At 37.3% G+C, this 13786-nt stretch carries 21 protein-coding genes; 2 read left to right on the top strand and 19 right to left on the bottom strand.

The window, feature by feature from the left end; all coding sequences use genetic code 11:
• Positions 1 to 467 precede the first annotated feature (467 nt).
• Both H3R21_RS03615 and H3R21_RS03620 read left to right on the top strand, forming a co-directional pair.
• Positions 468 to 1148 carry an ABC transporter ATP-binding protein gene (locus tag H3R21_RS03615; RefSeq protein WP_198183097.1) on the top strand — a complete coding sequence of 227 codons (681 nt, stop codon included), beginning with the start codon at positions 468 to 470 and terminating at the stop codon, positions 1146 to 1148.
• Positions 1148 to 2413, top strand: a complete 1266-nt coding sequence (locus tag H3R21_RS03620) for an ABC transporter permease (RefSeq protein ID WP_198183099.1) — start codon at positions 1148 to 1150, stop codon at positions 2411 to 2413. Before H3R21_RS03615 ends, H3R21_RS03620 begins: the two co-directional genes overlap by 1 nt.
• 162 nt (positions 2414 to 2575) lie before the next feature.
• Here H3R21_RS03620 and H3R21_RS03625 read toward each other — a convergent pair whose 3' ends face one another.
• The 19 genes from H3R21_RS03625 to rplR all read right to left on the bottom strand — a co-directional run bounded on the left by H3R21_RS03625 (position 2576) and on the right by rplR (position 13783).
• Complete coding sequence (locus H3R21_RS03625) at positions 2576 to 2926, bottom strand: DUF6176 family protein (RefSeq protein WP_198183101.1); 351 nt, start codon at positions 2924 to 2926, stop codon at positions 2576 to 2578.
• A 112-nt stretch (positions 2927 to 3038) separates the two neighbouring features.
• Positions 3039 to 3434, bottom strand: coding sequence for a 30S ribosomal protein S9 (rpsI, locus tag H3R21_RS03630; RefSeq protein ID WP_074425745.1), 396 nt, complete (start codon positions 3432 to 3434; stop codon positions 3039 to 3041).
• A gap of 13 nt (positions 3435 to 3447) precedes the next feature.
• The gene (rplM, locus tag H3R21_RS03635) at positions 3448 to 3891 is read right to left on the bottom strand and encodes a 50S ribosomal protein L13 (protein ID WP_046307532.1); all 444 of its coding nucleotides are present in this window, start codon (positions 3889 to 3891) and stop codon (positions 3448 to 3450) included.
• 106 nt (positions 3892 to 3997) lie between these two features.
• Entirely contained in the window at positions 3998 to 4783 is a 786-nt protein-coding gene (gene truA, locus H3R21_RS03640; protein ID WP_198183104.1) for a tRNA pseudouridine(38-40) synthase TruA, read from the bottom strand.
• Positions 4783 to 5580 (bottom strand): energy-coupling factor transporter transmembrane component T, encoded by a 798-nt coding sequence (locus tag H3R21_RS03645; protein ID WP_198183106.1) that lies wholly within the window; start codon positions 5578 to 5580, stop codon positions 4783 to 4785. The genes truA and H3R21_RS03645 overlap by 1 nt, the downstream gene beginning before the upstream one ends.
• 6 nt (positions 5581 to 5586) lie before the next feature.
• Positions 5587 to 6432: an energy-coupling factor transporter ATPase gene (locus H3R21_RS03650; protein WP_198183108.1), complete on the bottom strand. Its 846-nt coding sequence runs from the start codon at positions 6430 to 6432 to the stop codon at positions 5587 to 5589.
• Complete coding sequence (locus tag H3R21_RS03655) at positions 6408 to 7259, bottom strand: energy-coupling factor ABC transporter ATP-binding protein (RefSeq protein ID WP_198183110.1); 852 nt, start codon at positions 7257 to 7259, stop codon at positions 6408 to 6410. The genes H3R21_RS03650 and H3R21_RS03655 overlap by 25 nt, the downstream gene beginning before the upstream one ends.
• A gap of 425 nt (positions 7260 to 7684) precedes the next feature.
• Positions 7685 to 8068, bottom strand: a complete 384-nt coding sequence (gene rplQ, locus H3R21_RS03660; protein ID WP_046307540.1) for a 50S ribosomal protein L17 — start codon at positions 8066 to 8068, stop codon at positions 7685 to 7687.
• A 26-nt stretch (positions 8069 to 8094) separates the two neighbouring features.
• Positions 8095 to 9033, bottom strand: coding sequence for a DNA-directed RNA polymerase subunit alpha (locus tag H3R21_RS03665; RefSeq protein WP_046307542.1), 939 nt, complete (start codon positions 9031 to 9033; stop codon positions 8095 to 8097).
• A 45-nt stretch (positions 9034 to 9078) separates the two neighbouring features.
• On the bottom strand, positions 9079 to 9462 hold the full coding sequence (gene rpsK, locus H3R21_RS03670; protein ID WP_046307544.1) for a 30S ribosomal protein S11: 384 nt from the start codon (positions 9460 to 9462) through the stop codon (positions 9079 to 9081).
• Positions 9463 to 9486: 24 nt separating this feature from the next.
• Entirely contained in the window at positions 9487 to 9834 is a 348-nt protein-coding gene (gene rpsM, locus H3R21_RS03675; protein ID WP_046307546.1) for a 30S ribosomal protein S13, read from the bottom strand.
• 23 nt (positions 9835 to 9857) lie between these two features.
• Positions 9858 to 9974 carry a 50S ribosomal protein L36 gene (rpmJ, locus tag H3R21_RS03680; RefSeq protein ID WP_046307548.1) on the bottom strand — a complete coding sequence of 39 codons (117 nt, stop codon included), beginning with the start codon at positions 9972 to 9974 and terminating at the stop codon, positions 9858 to 9860.
• A 14-nt stretch (positions 9975 to 9988) separates the two neighbouring features.
• Entirely contained in the window at positions 9989 to 10210 is a 222-nt protein-coding gene (gene infA, locus H3R21_RS03685) for a translation initiation factor IF-1 (RefSeq protein WP_046307550.1), read from the bottom strand.
• A 71-nt stretch (positions 10211 to 10281) separates the two neighbouring features.
• Positions 10282 to 10932 carry an adenylate kinase gene (locus tag H3R21_RS03690; protein WP_074425749.1) on the bottom strand — a complete coding sequence of 217 codons (651 nt, stop codon included), beginning with the start codon at positions 10930 to 10932 and terminating at the stop codon, positions 10282 to 10284.
• Between the two features lie 10 nt (positions 10933 to 10942).
• Positions 10943 to 12238: a preprotein translocase subunit SecY gene (gene secY / locus H3R21_RS03695; protein WP_198183112.1), complete on the bottom strand. Its 1296-nt coding sequence runs from the start codon at positions 12236 to 12238 to the stop codon at positions 10943 to 10945.
• Positions 12238 to 12678 (bottom strand): 50S ribosomal protein L15, encoded by a 441-nt coding sequence (gene rplO, locus H3R21_RS03700; protein ID WP_046307553.1) that lies wholly within the window; start codon positions 12676 to 12678, stop codon positions 12238 to 12240. Before rplO ends, secY begins: the two co-directional genes overlap by 1 nt.
• Before the next feature lie 23 nt (positions 12679 to 12701).
• A complete protein-coding gene (gene rpmD / locus H3R21_RS03705) occupies positions 12702 to 12887 on the bottom strand; it encodes a 50S ribosomal protein L30 (protein ID WP_046307554.1) in 186 nt (61 codons plus the stop codon).
• Between the two features lie 13 nt (positions 12888 to 12900).
• A complete protein-coding gene (gene rpsE / locus H3R21_RS03710) occupies positions 12901 to 13407 on the bottom strand; it encodes a 30S ribosomal protein S5 (RefSeq protein ID WP_046307555.1) in 507 nt (168 codons plus the stop codon).
• A gap of 16 nt (positions 13408 to 13423) precedes the next feature.
• The gene (gene rplR, locus H3R21_RS03715) at positions 13424 to 13783 is read right to left on the bottom strand and encodes a 50S ribosomal protein L18 (RefSeq protein ID WP_074425750.1); all 360 of its coding nucleotides are present in this window, start codon (positions 13781 to 13783) and stop codon (positions 13424 to 13426) included.
• Between the last annotated feature and the right edge of the window lie 3 nt (positions 13784 to 13786).

Consider the following 13786-nt stretch of genomic DNA (forward strand, 5'->3'; position numbering starts at 1 on the left):
ATTATAATCCACTCCTTCTTGTGCCGTTTGCACTTAGTAAAAAATTGTTATTGCTGATTATGCTGGTTTAAAGACAAGAAGTCAATTTGAATTAAAGGTGGTTTTGAAAATGAGTTCAGTTACTTTAGTCCTATTCCACTGTAATTAGTCTTTTAAAGACTTTCTTCATCAATAAAGGATAAAATTGCACCGTCAAGCAAGCGTGACTGAATTTGAAAATGCATGTTTCCATCTCCTCTATACTATATTATATATAATATTGTAGAACTCAAAAACATGTTATGCAAGCCATCAGATTGCAACCGAAGTGTCAATTAAACTTCAATTAGTTAGGCAACTAATGAATTTTACGCTACTACATTACTCTCATTTACATCTTTTTTTAATTTTAGTTCCATAATGTATTGAATTTTAAATCATCCAGTGTATTATTTATATATGACAGCAGTACAAAAGGAGTGAATAAAATGAGTTTAATTGAGGTGCGGGATATTACACGTACTTATGGGAAAGGAACAACTAGCTTTCAGGCATTACGCGGCGTTAGTTTGAAGATTGAAAAAGGAGAATCAGTTGCTATCATTGGTAAAAGTGGCTCTGGCAAATCAACCTTAATGCATATTATGGCTTTGCTAGATCATCCCTCTTCAGGCAGCATTTTACTAAATGACCAACCAACAGCAAAAATTAAGGCAAAGTCATTAAACAAGTTGCGAAACCAGACTTTTGGCTTTGTTTTTCAACAGTTTTTCCTCAATGCACAAGATAGTGTTCTTGAGAACGTTATGTTGCCAATGAAGATAGCTGGTGTAACTGGCAAAAAACGACGTGAATTAGCAACTTCTGCACTTGAAGCGGTTGGTTTAGAAGCAAAAATGAATAATAAAGCTAGTGCTCTATCAGGTGGTCAAAAGCAACGCGTTTGTATCGCCCGAGCACTTGTTAACAATCCAGAAATTATCTTTGCCGACGAGCCAACAGGTAATTTAGACTCTAATACCGGTGCAAAAGTTGAAGATATTCTTTTCAAACTGAATCGTGAAAAAGGTATTACCTTGATTATCGTTACCCACGATCCAGACTTAGCCCAAAAATGTGATCGTCAAATCCAAATTAAAGATGGTCAAGTAGTGAAAGGAGATTTCTAATGAAATTCCGTGATATTTTAAACTCTGCTGGATCCAACTTATGGCATAACAAAGGAAGAACTCTATTAACTATTATTGCCGTTTTAATTGGTTCTTTAACAATTAGTATTACACTAGGAATTAATACGGGTGTTAATGACTATTTACATAAACAAATTGGTAATGTTGGTAACACTGAGCAAATGATTATTTCACCGCAATACTCAGCTGGAGATGGTACAGGACCGCAGAAATATAGTACTAAGAAAAGTAGTCAAAACGCTGACGGCATGATGACTAAAAAAGATGTCGAAAAAATCAAGCGCACCAAAGGAATTAAAAACGTTAAAGCAATGAAAGATGATAACGTTGAATATGCTCAAGGTAAAAGTAAGACTAAATATGTGATCAACGCGCAAACTACCTTTGGTATCAAATATGATTTATTTGCTGGTAAACAAGTAGCTACTTCTGGAAATAAATCAGAAATTTTATTAACAAAAGAAATGGCTAAGGCTTTTGGCTATAAAAATGTTCGTAAGATACTTGGCAAAAAGATAAACTTGTTTGTTATTTCACCTGTTACTAAGAAAAAATCAACTATCACTGCAAAAGTTGTTGGTATCAGAAACGAGAGTATGGTAAACAGCGGTCAATCAGTATATAGTCATGGCTTAAGTGAAAAAATTGTTGCCGCCAACCAAGATGGTCTGCCGAAAGCACTTAAAGATCGTTATACCGAAGTTGTGGCAACTCCAGTTGGAAAAAGCGACGCAGCAGTTGCAAAGGCCGAAAAGGCCCTTAGCAAAAAAGGCTATGACGCACAAACTCTAAAGGAAGCCGTCAAACAACTATTTCAAACCTTTAATGCAGCAACCGGTGTGTTAATTATCTTTGGGGCAATTGCATTGATTGCTGCTAGTTTCGGTGTTATCAATACACTTTACATGTCAGTTCGTGATCGAACACGTGAAATTGGTTTAATGAAAGCCCTTGGCTTAGGCCGCGGGAAAGTATTCTCAATTTTTAGCTGTGAGGCTATTTTAATTGGATTAATCGGGTCATTGTTAGGATTAATTTCTGCAATGGGCTTAGGCCAATTATTGAATAAAGCAGCAACAAGTAGTTTCCTTAAAGGAATAGATGGTTTTGTTTTAGTCCAGTTTAATTGGTCCAGTAGCTTGTTAATCGTCGGTATCATTTGCCTAATTACATTTTTAGCAGGAACGTTGCCAGCAAGACGAGCCGCAAAATTAGATCCAATTACGGCCTTGCGCTATGAATAAGTGCATTAATAAAATTCAGAATTTTAATTTTTGGAAACAAATATACAAAAAGACAAGCTTCTTACGATTTAAGAAGCTTGTCTTTTGCCTTTCATAGATGCCATGATTTCTATTCTTCTCTACCAAGTTGCTACAAAAAGTAATGCAATTTATATTAGCTTTTTAGTTAATGCAGTCTTCAATTTTAGGTGCAAGCAAACTTTGCATCAAGGTCATATCAACAGGGTGATACATGCTATCAATGCATTCTTCCCAGTACTTTAGGTGTTTTTTATCAATATAGCTCTCAGAATCTTCAACTGCATTACCATTTTCACCTTGAATTGAGTACCAGTAAAAATACATATAGCCATCGGCATTTTCTTCTTTAAAAACAGTTTCAACATACATTTTCTCACCTGCCATTATCGCAACTGTATCAGCATGATGATCATTTAGGAATTTCATCCACTCTTCAGCCCTTTGTTCTTTACCTTTTTTAATTCTAAAGCGAGTTAATTCTATTTGTACCATTATCTATCTCCAAAAAATTACAACAAAAAAGCACTTACTGTAGTTTAGTAAGTGCTTTTTTATTTTATGCTCTGCAATCCTGCAGCAAAACGTTAATACATCTAAAATAAAATTAACGCTTACTGAATTGTGAAGCTTTACGAGCTTTCTTAAGACCTGGTTTCTTACGTTCAACCATTCTTGGATCACGAGTTAAGAAGCCTGCCTTCTTTAATGGACCACGGAAATCTGGGTCTACTTCAAGAAGAGCACGAGCAATACCTAAACGGATTGCACCAGCTTGACCTGAGAATCCACCACCATTTACGTTAACTTTAACGTCATATTGGTTGTCAGTTTCTGTCAAAGTCAATGGTTGCTTCAAGTCCTTAACTAAGTTAGGGAATGGAATGTATTCATCAATGTCTTTGTTGTTAACAGTAATTTTACCACTGCCTGGTACTAAACGTACACGCGCAACTGAATTCTTGCGACGGCCAGTACCTGCATATGCAACTTGTTGTGCCATTTAATTTAACCTCCTAGATTAATTTGTTAATGTCTAATTTTTCAGGCTTTTGTGCTTCATGCTTGTGGTCTTCACCAGCATAAACATGCATCTTCATGAATTCTTGGTGACCAAGAGTGTTCTTTGGAAGCATTCCCTTAACTGACAATTCAACTAATCTAACTGGGTTGTTGGCAAGTAAGTCACCTGCTGGAGTAGCTTTTAAGCCACCAAGATGAGAAGAGTGGTGGTAGTAAATCTTGTCAGTAGCCTTTTTACCAGTCAACTTAAGCTTAGCAGCGTTGATAATAATAACGTTGTCACCAGTGTCAACATTTGGTGTATATTGAGGCTTGTTTTTACCTCTTAAAATAGTTGCTACTGCAGTAGACAGACGACCTAAAGATACGTCTGTTGCGTCAATAACATACCACTTACGTTCAATTTCATTAGGTTTTGCTAATTGTGTAGTACGCAATTTAATTTCCTCCGTTAATACGTTGTTTGAAAACAATAAGATTCCGGGGCCTATCGTGGACAAACATACTTAAATAGAATACGTCTATTTGAGCAGTTTGTCAATATTAATCCTTGTCCAGTCGATATTTTTTGGGGATATCTTCATAAAAAACATGGTATAAAAATAGACCATTTGCTTGTGCAGTTTCTCTAACCTGTTCCCGATTTCTTGCCTCAATTACTCGAGGAAGATCATCCACCGGTCTTTTTCCATTGCCAATCTCTAATAAAGTTGCAACAAGAATTCGCACCATATTGTACAAAAAGCCGGAGCAAATAAAATCAAAAATAATTTCGTTTTCTTGCTCATCTTTTTGAATATTAACATAATACATTGTCCGTACTTTATTCTTTATTTGTCCACCACTTGCAGCGAAACTAGTAAAATCATGAGTACCAATTAGGTCAGTCGCAGCCTGCTGCATCTTTTCCAAATTAACTGGATACGGATAATGTCCTGTATAAAAACGTTTGAATGGATCAACAAAGCGATCTAAGCTAACGTGATAACGATACCATTTACCTTTCGCACTATAGCGAACATGAAAACTTTCATCAACTATTTCACATTTTTTAAAAACAATATCGAGAGGCATAATTGAATTAAGAGCACGAATCATTCTTTCTGGCGGAATTCTTGTTCCCGGATAATCGAAATGAATAACCTGCCCTAATGCATGAACCCCAGAATCTGTTCTGCCAGAGCCTTCAATTGAAACATCTTGTCCCTTAGTCATTTTTTTTAAAGCTGCTTCAATTGTCCCCTGCACCGTTCTCTGATTGGGTTGAGACTGAAAGCCATGAAACAAGTGACCATCATAGGCCAAAGTCATCTTATATCTAGTAGTCATTAATGTGTCCTAAAAACTAATAATAATACGATTAAACTAGCAAAGTAGCCCAAATTCACTAAGTCATATTTTGACCACTTTAAAACGCGAAACCTGGTTCTACCTTCATCTCCGCGATAACCACGCGACTCCATTGCCGTCGACAGATCAATCGCAGTTTCAAGCGAACTAATGAACAGTGGTACTAAAAGCGGTGTTACAGCTTTAGCCCTGGTAATTAATCCACCATTATTAAAATCCGCTCCCCGCGATCTCTGCGCATTCATGATTTTAAATGTTTCATCAAATAATGTTGGAACAAAACGCAACGCAATCGACATAACCAACGCAATTTTATCAACAGGAACCTTTATTAGCTTCAGCGGCGTCAAGATCCATTCAATTGCATCAGCAATTTCAAGTGGCATAGTTGTAACCGTCATAACGGTTGAAATTAAAATAATTACCGTAAAGCGAATAAAAATGAATATCGCATTCTCAATACCATAGCTTGAAACTGCAAATATTGTCCACTGCCAATATACTTTTCCTCCCACAGTAAAAAAGAGCTGCAAAAAGGAAGTAAATAGTATCAACCATATTAACGGTTTGATACCATCCCAAAAGATCTTTGGCTTTAACTTAGTAGCAGCAACAGCAACTAAGCTAAATACTGTAACAATTAAATAAGAAAGAGGGTTATTCGCCATAAAAACAATCAGAATAAAAAAGATAGTGGCTAGTAATTTACCGCGTGAATCCATTTTATAAACCAGCGAGTCACCAGAAATATAGCGCCCAATTAAAATTTTACTCACGCACACTCACCCCCTTAAATTCTTTTCTATTTCTTTTACCAAATCGTGTTTTGTTAACGGTGGCTTAGCAAAGGTGAAATTTTCCAACTGTGCAGCGAAAAGTGAAGCCTTGGGTTCTTCTAAATGATGTTCTTCGAGCCACGCACGATTTTTAAATACTTGGTCAGGGCAATCATGCATCAATAACTTACCATGCTCCAAGATAAGAACATCGTCAGCATAATTAGCTACATCATCCATATTATGTGTAACCAAAATAATAGTATGACCAGCTTTTTGATATTCAGAAAACAAATTCATCATCTGCTTACGTGCACGTGGATCAAGACCAGCTGCGGGTTCATCAAGGCATAAAATATCTGGTTCGTAGGCCATTACACCTGCAATTGCCACACGCCGCATCTGTCCGCCGGAAAGTTCAAAGGGAGAGCGTTCACCAATTTCATTAGGTAAACCAACCTTATTTAGCCATGAACGTGCACTTTCTTTAGCTTCCTCTTCACTAAAACCAAAATTTTTTGGTCCAAATGCTATATCATCAAGTACAGTATTTTCAAACAACTGTGACTCTGGAAATTGGAATACCAAACTAACATGTTTACGAAGTTGTTTTAGGTTCTTGTTGGAAGTTTCAGGCGTTATCGTTGTACCTGCAATTTCAATTTGTCCTTCGGTAGGCTTAAGCAACGCATTAAAATGTTGCATCAGCGTAGACTTACCACTTCCAGTATGTCCTATAATTGCAGTAAAGGAGCCCTCTTTTAACTCGAAGCTAATATCATCAAGTCCTTTTTTCTCTAGTGGTGAGCCTGGTGAATATGTATATCCTACTTTTTCGAATTTAATTGACATAAGTACTTAATCAACTCTTTTTCTGAATTAACTTGTTCTGGTATTGGAAATTCATTCTCAAGTAATGCCTGTTTTACTTGCATATAAAAAGGAATATCTAAACCAATTTCTTTTAACAATTCGGCTTGTGCGAATACATCTTTAGGGGTGCCCTGAGTAATTAACTGACCATCGTCCATGACAATCACATTATCTGCCAAGCTTGCTTCATCGATATCATGTGTAATTGCAATAACCGTTAAATTGTAATCATCCTGCATCTGATGAACTGTCTTTAGAATCCGATCTCTGCCTTCAGGATCAAGCATTGAAGTTGCCTCATCCAAAATAATTACTTTTGGCCTAATTGCGATAATACCAGCAATTGCTACCCGCTGCTTTTGACCGCCTGATAAGTTAGCTGGCTCAGTATGTGTATAATCCGTCATTCCCACAGCTTTAATTGCTTCTGGAACAATCTTTACCATTTCCGACCGGAATACTCCTCGATTTTCCAATCCAAAGGCTACATCATCAGCAACTGTTGCCCCTACAAATTGATTATCGGGATTCTGAAAAACTACCCCAACTTTATTTCTAATGTCCCAGACAGAATCATCAGTTAGTTTTGTTCCATCAACTTCGATAAATGAGTCTTCATTTTCATTCGGAACTAATAAGCCATTGATTAAACGAACGATTGTCGATTTACCACTTCCGTTATGACCGATAATTGATGTCCAAGATCCTCTCGGAATCTCAAAGCTAAGTTGATCAATAGCAGGCGAATCAGACTCAGGATACGTGAAGCTGATATTTTTGATTTTTATAATATTATCTGTTGTCATGATTTCACCTTTCTCACAGTATGATTTAATTGTACCAAAAAATAACTAAAATTCTTCGATGATCATGCTTTCTTACACTTTTTTATTTTTCTCTTTAAGACTATTAATCACATATTTCGTTAGATGATTATCAGTTCACCTGCTTCACACCGCATAGTGTTATTGGTAAATTTTTCTATTACTGTATCTATTATAATAACTTACGGTTAAGGTGAAAACTAGACATTCAAAAGGATGATTTTAAAAATAAAAATCCTGCTAATAGTTTAAATAAACTGACTCAGCAGGATAAAAAGAACAAAAAAAATCACCCATGAGGAGGGATAATTTACTTATCTAAGCTAGACTAAACTTTCGTCATCATCTTAACGCTTATTCTCACTCTCATGGGTAATTCTTAATAGCTATTAAGTTGGTTATCTAAATTAAACTAATTCTAGAATAACCATTGGAGCTGCATCGCCTCTACGAGGTTTAGCCAGCTTCATAATTCTGGTGTAACCACCATTACGGTCTTTATAACGAGGTGCAATATCACTGAAAAGCTTTTGCAATGCTGATTTTACAACAACTGCATCGTTTTCTTCTTGAATATCAGCAACTTCATTACGTACGTAACGAGCAGCTCTTCTTCTTGCAGCTAAGTCACCACGCTTGCCTAAAGTAATCATCTTTTCGGCAGTTTTGCGAACTTCCTTAGCACGTGTTTCAGTAGTAACAATACGTTCGTTCATGATCAATTGAGTAGTCATTTCTCTAAGCATTGCTTTTCTTTGTGCACTATCGCGACCTAATTTACGGTATGCCATCAGTTTACCTCCTTTTATTTGTTAGATTAATCTTCTTGACGAAGTGAAAGTCCCAAATCAGTTAATTTGTTTTTAACTTCTTCTAATGACTTGCGACCCAAATTACGTACACGCATCATATCTGCTTCTGTCTTATCAGTCAGTTCTTGCAGAGTATTAATGCCAGCACGCTTCAGGCAGTTGTATGAACGAACAGATAAATCAAGCTCTTCAATTGTCATTTCAAGCTTCTTCTCTGCAGTGTCGTCCTCTTTTTCAACCATCACGTCATTGAATTGGGTATTTGCATCAGCAGTTTCAAACACTTTAAAGTGTGCTACCAAAATTTTAGCAGCAAAACTAAGGGCGTCATTAGGTTTGATTGAACCATCAGTCCAAATCTCTAAAGTGAGCTTGTCAAAATCATCTCTTTTACCAACTCGAGTTGATTCAACTTGATAATTAACTTTTTCAATTGGTGAAAAGAGAGAATCAACTGGAATAACACCAATTGGCATATCTTCACTCTTATTTTCACTTGCTGCAACGTAACCACGGCCATTTTTAACTGCAATTTGCATGTGTAAGTGTCCACCTTCAGCAATAGTACAAATATATTGCTCTGGGTTAAGAACCTGCACATCTGAATCAACTTTTAAGTCATCTGCAGTAACAGTAGCCGGACCTTCAACGTCTACTTCAATTGTCTTTTGCTCATCAGAAAATGATTTCAATTGAAGCTTCTTTAGGTTCAAGATTATTTTAGCAACGTCTTCTCTAACACCTGGAACGGTTGAGAATTCGTGTAAAACATCATCAATTTGAACATAAACAAGTCCAGTACCTGGAATAGATGTAAGTAAAACTCTACGTAATGAGTTACCTAGAGTAGTACCGAAGCCTCGTTCTAGTGGTTCAATGACAAATTTACCATAAGACTTCTCTTGGTCCACAACGGTAATATTTGGTTTTTCAAATTCAATCATTACTAGGCCCCTTTCAAAACGCAACGTCCTTCATTAAGAACAAAATTAAACACGACGACGTTTTGGTGGTCTAGAACCATTGTGGGGAACTGGTGTAACATCACGAATTGCAGTGATTTCTAACCCAGTAGCTTGAAGTGATCTGATAGCAGATTCACGTCCAGCGCCAGGACCTTTAACGGAAACTTCTACATGTTTCATTCCTTGGTCCATTGCACTCTTAGCTGCAGCTTCTGCTGCCATTTGAGCAGCAAATGGTGTAGATTTACGGCTACCTTTAAAGCCCAATGCACCAGCTGAAGACCAAGCAATTGCATTGCCTTGAGCGTCAGTAATCATGACTAAAGTATTATTAAACGTAGAGTGAATGTGAGCAACGCCTTTTTCAACGTGCTTCTTTACACGACGTTTACGTGCTGTTTTAGGCATCAATAAACCTCCTTATAATTTTATTTATCTCTTCTTACTGCCCTTACGTGTACGGGCATTATTCTTGGTATTTTGTCCACGAACTGGAAGTCCACGGCGGTGACGCATACCACGGTAAGAACCAATATCAATTAACCGTTTGATATTCATGCTGACTTCTCTACGTAAGTCACCTTCAACACGGTATTTATCAACTTCTGCGCGAAGCTTTTCTTGGTCATCTGGAGTCAAATCTTTTGAACGTATGTCTTCAGAAACACCAGCATCCGCACAAATTTTCTGAGCTGTTGGTTCACCAATACCGTAAATATATGTTAATGCAACAACGATTCTTTTATCTCTTGGTAAGTCAACACCAGCAATACGTGCCATAAATTGCACCTCCTATTTTGTTTTTAACCTTGACGCTGCTTGTGCTTTGGGTTTGCAGGGCAAATAACCATTACACGACCATGTCTTTTAATAATCTTACAATGTTCACACATTGGTTTAACAGATGGTCTAACCTTCATGTTTCCCTCCGTTATTATTTTATATACCGATAAGTAATTCTACCTTTTGTTAAGTCGTAAGGAGAAAGTTCAACAGTAACACGGTCTCCAGGTAAAATACGAATATAGTGCATTCTGATTTTACCAGAAACATGTGCTAAAATTTCAGCTCCATTTTCCAATTCAACTTTAAACATAGCATTAGGTAAAGTATCAATAACTTTACCCTTTACTTCAATGACATCATCTTTTGCCAAAGTGGTTCCTCCGCATTTAAACAGTCATACTTTGAAATTATAACACGGAAAAGTAAATATACAAATTATTACTATTTACTTAAAACCGCATCAACACTTTCAAAGACTTTTTCTGGAGTTTGCTCACCGTCAACGACGCTGAGAATTCCATTCTTTTGATAATAGTCTTTTAAAGGTGTATTCATCTTTTCGTTAACTTGTAAACGATTCTTTACTACTTCTGGCTTGTCATCTTCACGTTGATAAAATTCGTGACTACCACAACGATCACATGTACCCTCAACTTTAGGCATCTTTGTAATCTTATTATATGTTGCACCACATTTTTTACACATGAAGCGTGCTGACAAACGATTTACTAAAGTATCTTCTTTAACTTCAAGTGAGATAACATTAGTCAAAGGCTTATTTAGCTTTTTAGTGATTTCTTCTAAAAGTTCTGCTTGAACTATAGTTCTTGGAAAACCATCTAGAATGTAGCCTTCCTTAATATCAGGTTGGCCCAAACGTTCTTCAACTAATCTAGCTGTAACCTCATCCGGTACCAAATCACCTTTGTCAATATAACTCTTAGCTTCAAGACCAACCTTGGTCTCATTAGCCATTGCTTCTCTAAACATATCCCCAGTTGAAATATGAGTTAGATGATACTTATCAACAATTTGCTCTGATACTGTTCCTTTACCAGCACCTGGCAAACCTAAAAGAAATAAATTAATCATTTATTCGTTCCTATCTGATGAATCCTACATATTCTCTCTTCATTAACAAGCCGTTAATTTGACGAGATAACTCCAAGACAACCCCAATTACGATCAATAAACTAGTTCCACCTAGTCCGATTGAACTTGGTAAGCCCCACAAATTAGTTGCAAGTTGTGGTAGCAATGCTACCAAACCTAAAAATACTGAACCAACAGTTGATAATTTAATCAACACTTTTGAAACGTATTTTTGAGTATCCTTGCCTGGCCATACACTAGGAATGTATGCACCTTGTTTTTGCAAGTTCTTAGCAAGCTTCTCAGGATTAACCTGAACAAAAGCATAAAAGAAAGTAAACAGTACAATCAACACTGTGTAAATTACTACACCAGGCGTAGTTTGCAGACTAAAGATTGTAGTCATTACCTTGTACCATTGTTGATCGCCTTGGGTTCTTTGAAAGGCCATTAAAATTGTCGCTGGTGTTACGATAAACGAACTAGCGAAAATTACTGGAATAACACCTGAAACATTAACTTTTAATGGTAAGAAACTTTCTGAGCCACTGGTAGTTGCTCGTCTAGTGTATTGGATTGGAATTCGGCGATCTGCCTGTTCAACCCAAGTAACAATTTGAGTTACGATGAGTATTGCAATGATAATCGCAATGAAGAACACAATTCCTTGCCAACGGTCACTCGCACTATTGTTAATAACTTCATCTTTATAAAGCTGCCATAGGCCGCGCGGAAGTCGAGCAATAATACCAGCAAAAATGATAACTGAAACTCCGTTTCCTAAACCTTTATCAGTGATTTCATCACCTAACCAGGTTAGTAACATTGTTCCGGCAGTCATCACAATTGCAATCTCAACATAGGATTGCCAAGTCTGTGATTTGACTAATCCCATCTCAGTCAAAGCGTTGAAACCAAGCGTGATTCCGATACTCTGAATGAAAGCAACAACCAATGCAAGCCATCTTGTCACATTGTTTGTCTTACGACGACCTACTTCACCTTGCTTTCCCCATTCTACTAATGTAGGAACTATATCCATTTGCAATAATTGAATAACAATTTGTGCAGTGATATACGGGGAAACACCCAGTGAAAAGATTGAGTAGTTATCTAGCCCACCACCGGACACAGTGTCCAGCATTGGGACCAAACCAGTTTGTGCAACTTGAGTAATCGCTTTTGCATTGACACCTGGAACAGTAATGTTAGCTCCAATGCGATAAAGCAAAAGAATAAAGAGGGTAAAATAAATTTTATTTCTAATTTCTTTATCCTTAAAGGCGTTCTTCAAAGTCGAAAACATTAGATCACCTCAACAGATCCGCCTGCAGCTTCAACTGCTTTCTTGGCAGCGGCGGAAACTTTGTTAACCTTTACGTTTAACTTAACTTTCAATTCACCATTGGCAAGTAATTTAACGCCTGATAATTCTTTCTTTACCAAACCGTTTTCTTTAAGACTTGCAATAGTTACTTCGTCATTGTCTTTAAACTTGTTTAAGTCGTCTAAATTAATAATTGCATATTCTTTACGGTTAACATTCTTAAAACCACGCTTAGGCATAGTTCTGAATAATGGCATTTGTCCACCTTCAAAGCCTAAACGAGTGTGTCCACCTTGACGGGCTAATTGTCCCTTTTGTCCACGGCCTGAAGTCTTACCGTAACCACTTGAAGTACCACGTCCAACACGTTTTCTAGTATTGCGTGAACCCTCAGCAGCATGTAATTCATGAAGCTTCATTAATTCGGCACCTCCTCAATAATTTATTTGTTGATCTCTTCAACTGAGATCAAGTGTGCAATTTTCATCAATGCACCACGAGTAGCAGCGTTGTCTGGTAGAGTAGCTGTACTATTGATTCTACCTAAGCCCAAAGCTTTAACAATTTTTTGTTGATTAGGTAGACGGTGCGCAGCACTTCTAATTAAAGTAACTTTTAATTCAGTCATTTATATTGTCTCCCTAATCTAAATCTGCGTGACGAAGCTTTTCAACATCTTCACTAGTTCTAAGCTTCTTCAAACCATCAATAGTTGCACGAACAACATTAATTGGAGTGTTTGAACCGAGTGACTTAGAAGTAACATCTGCGATACCAGCCATATCCATAACGATACGAACGGCACCACCGGCAGCAACTCCGGAACCAGCTGGGGCAGGTTTAATTAAAATACTACCTGAACCATAGTGTCCAATTACCTCATGAGGAATGGTAGTACCAACCTTAGGAACAGTAATCATGTTCTTTTTACCAGCTTCAACGGCCTTACGGATTGCTTCTGGAACTTCTTGAGCTTTACCAGTACCAAAGCCTACACGACCTTTTTTGTCGCCAACGATTACCAAGGCAGCAAATCTCATTCGTTGACCACCCTTGACAACCTTGGTGACACGATTAATTGCTACTAACTGATCTTCGATGTCGTCTTTATTTCTGCGATTATTACGAGAATCGTTGCGGTTTGCCATGTATTTATCTCCTTCCCTAGAAATCTAATCCGTTTTCACGAGCGGCATCTGCCAAAGCTGAAATACGGCCGTGGTATAAGTAACCACTTCTATCGAACACAACATTTGAAATGTTTTTAGCTTTTGCTGCTTCGGCAATTGCCTTACCAACAGCTTGAGCCTGTTCTACTTTAGCTGAATCCTTTGCAACAGAATCATCTAAAGATGAGGCACTTGCTAGCGTTACACCCGCTACGTCATCAATTAATTGAGCGTAGATGTTTTTATTTGAACGAAAAACGCTTAAGCGTGGGCGCTCAGCAGTACCAGAAATTTTGCCACGAATACGTTTGTGACGCTTTAAGCGTAACTTGTTTTTATCTGGTTTTGAAATCACAAT

It is taken from the genome of Lactobacillus sp. W8172 (assembly GCF_016102055.1).
Classification (GTDB): domain Bacteria; phylum Bacillota; class Bacilli; order Lactobacillales; family Lactobacillaceae; genus Lactobacillus; species Lactobacillus apis_A.

Bases quoted from the DNA above. Each gene is read 5' to 3' on its own strand.
- H3R21_RS03615 (WP_198183097.1), top strand. From the start codon at position 468: ATGAGTTTAATTGAGGTGCGGGATATTACACGTACTTATGGGAAAGGA.
- H3R21_RS03620 (WP_198183099.1), top strand. From the start codon at position 1,148: ATGAAATTCCGTGATATTTTAAACTCTGCTGGATCCAACTTATGGCAT.
- H3R21_RS03625 (WP_198183101.1), bottom strand. From the start codon at position 2,926: ATGGTACAAATAGAATTAACTCGCTTTAGAATTAAAAAAGGTAAAGAA.
- rpsI (WP_074425745.1), bottom strand. From the start codon at position 3,434: ATGGCACAACAAGTTGCATATGCAGGTACTGGCCGTCGCAAGAATTCA.
- truA (WP_198183104.1), bottom strand. From the start codon at position 4,783: ATGACTACTAGATATAAGATGACTTTGGCCTATGATGGTCACTTGTTT.
- H3R21_RS03650 (WP_198183108.1), bottom strand. From the start codon at position 6,432: ATGTCAATTAAATTCGAAAAAGTAGGATATACATATTCACCAGGCTCA.
- H3R21_RS03655 (WP_198183110.1), bottom strand. From the start codon at position 7,259: ATGACAACAGATAATATTATAAAAATCAAAAATATCAGCTTCACGTAT.
- rplQ (WP_046307540.1), bottom strand. From the start codon at position 8,068: ATGGCATACCGTAAATTAGGTCGCGATAGTGCACAAAGAAAAGCAATG.
- H3R21_RS03665 (WP_046307542.1), bottom strand. From the start codon at position 9,033: ATGATTGAATTTGAAAAACCAAATATTACCGTTGTGGACCAAGAGAAG.
- rpsK (WP_046307544.1), bottom strand. From the start codon at position 9,462: ATGCCTAAAACAGCACGTAAACGTCGTGTAAAGAAGCACGTTGAAAAA.
- rpsM (WP_046307546.1), bottom strand. From the start codon at position 9,834: ATGGCACGTATTGCTGGTGTTGACTTACCAAGAGATAAAAGAATCGTT.
- rpmJ (WP_046307548.1), bottom strand. From the start codon at position 9,974: ATGAAGGTTAGACCATCTGTTAAACCAATGTGTGAACATTGTAAGATT.
- H3R21_RS03690 (WP_074425749.1), bottom strand. From the start codon at position 10,932: ATGATTAATTTATTTCTTTTAGGTTTGCCAGGTGCTGGTAAAGGAACA.
- secY (WP_198183112.1), bottom strand. From the start codon at position 12,238: ATGTTTTCGACTTTGAAGAACGCCTTTAAGGATAAAGAAATTAGAAAT.
- rplO (WP_046307553.1), bottom strand. From the start codon at position 12,678: ATGAAGCTTCATGAATTACATGCTGCTGAGGGTTCACGCAATACTAGA.
- rpmD (WP_046307554.1), bottom strand. From the start codon at position 12,887: ATGACTGAATTAAAAGTTACTTTAATTAGAAGTGCTGCGCACCGTCTA.
- rpsE (WP_046307555.1), bottom strand. From the start codon at position 13,407: ATGGCAAACCGCAACGATTCTCGTAATAATCGCAGAAATAAAGACGAC.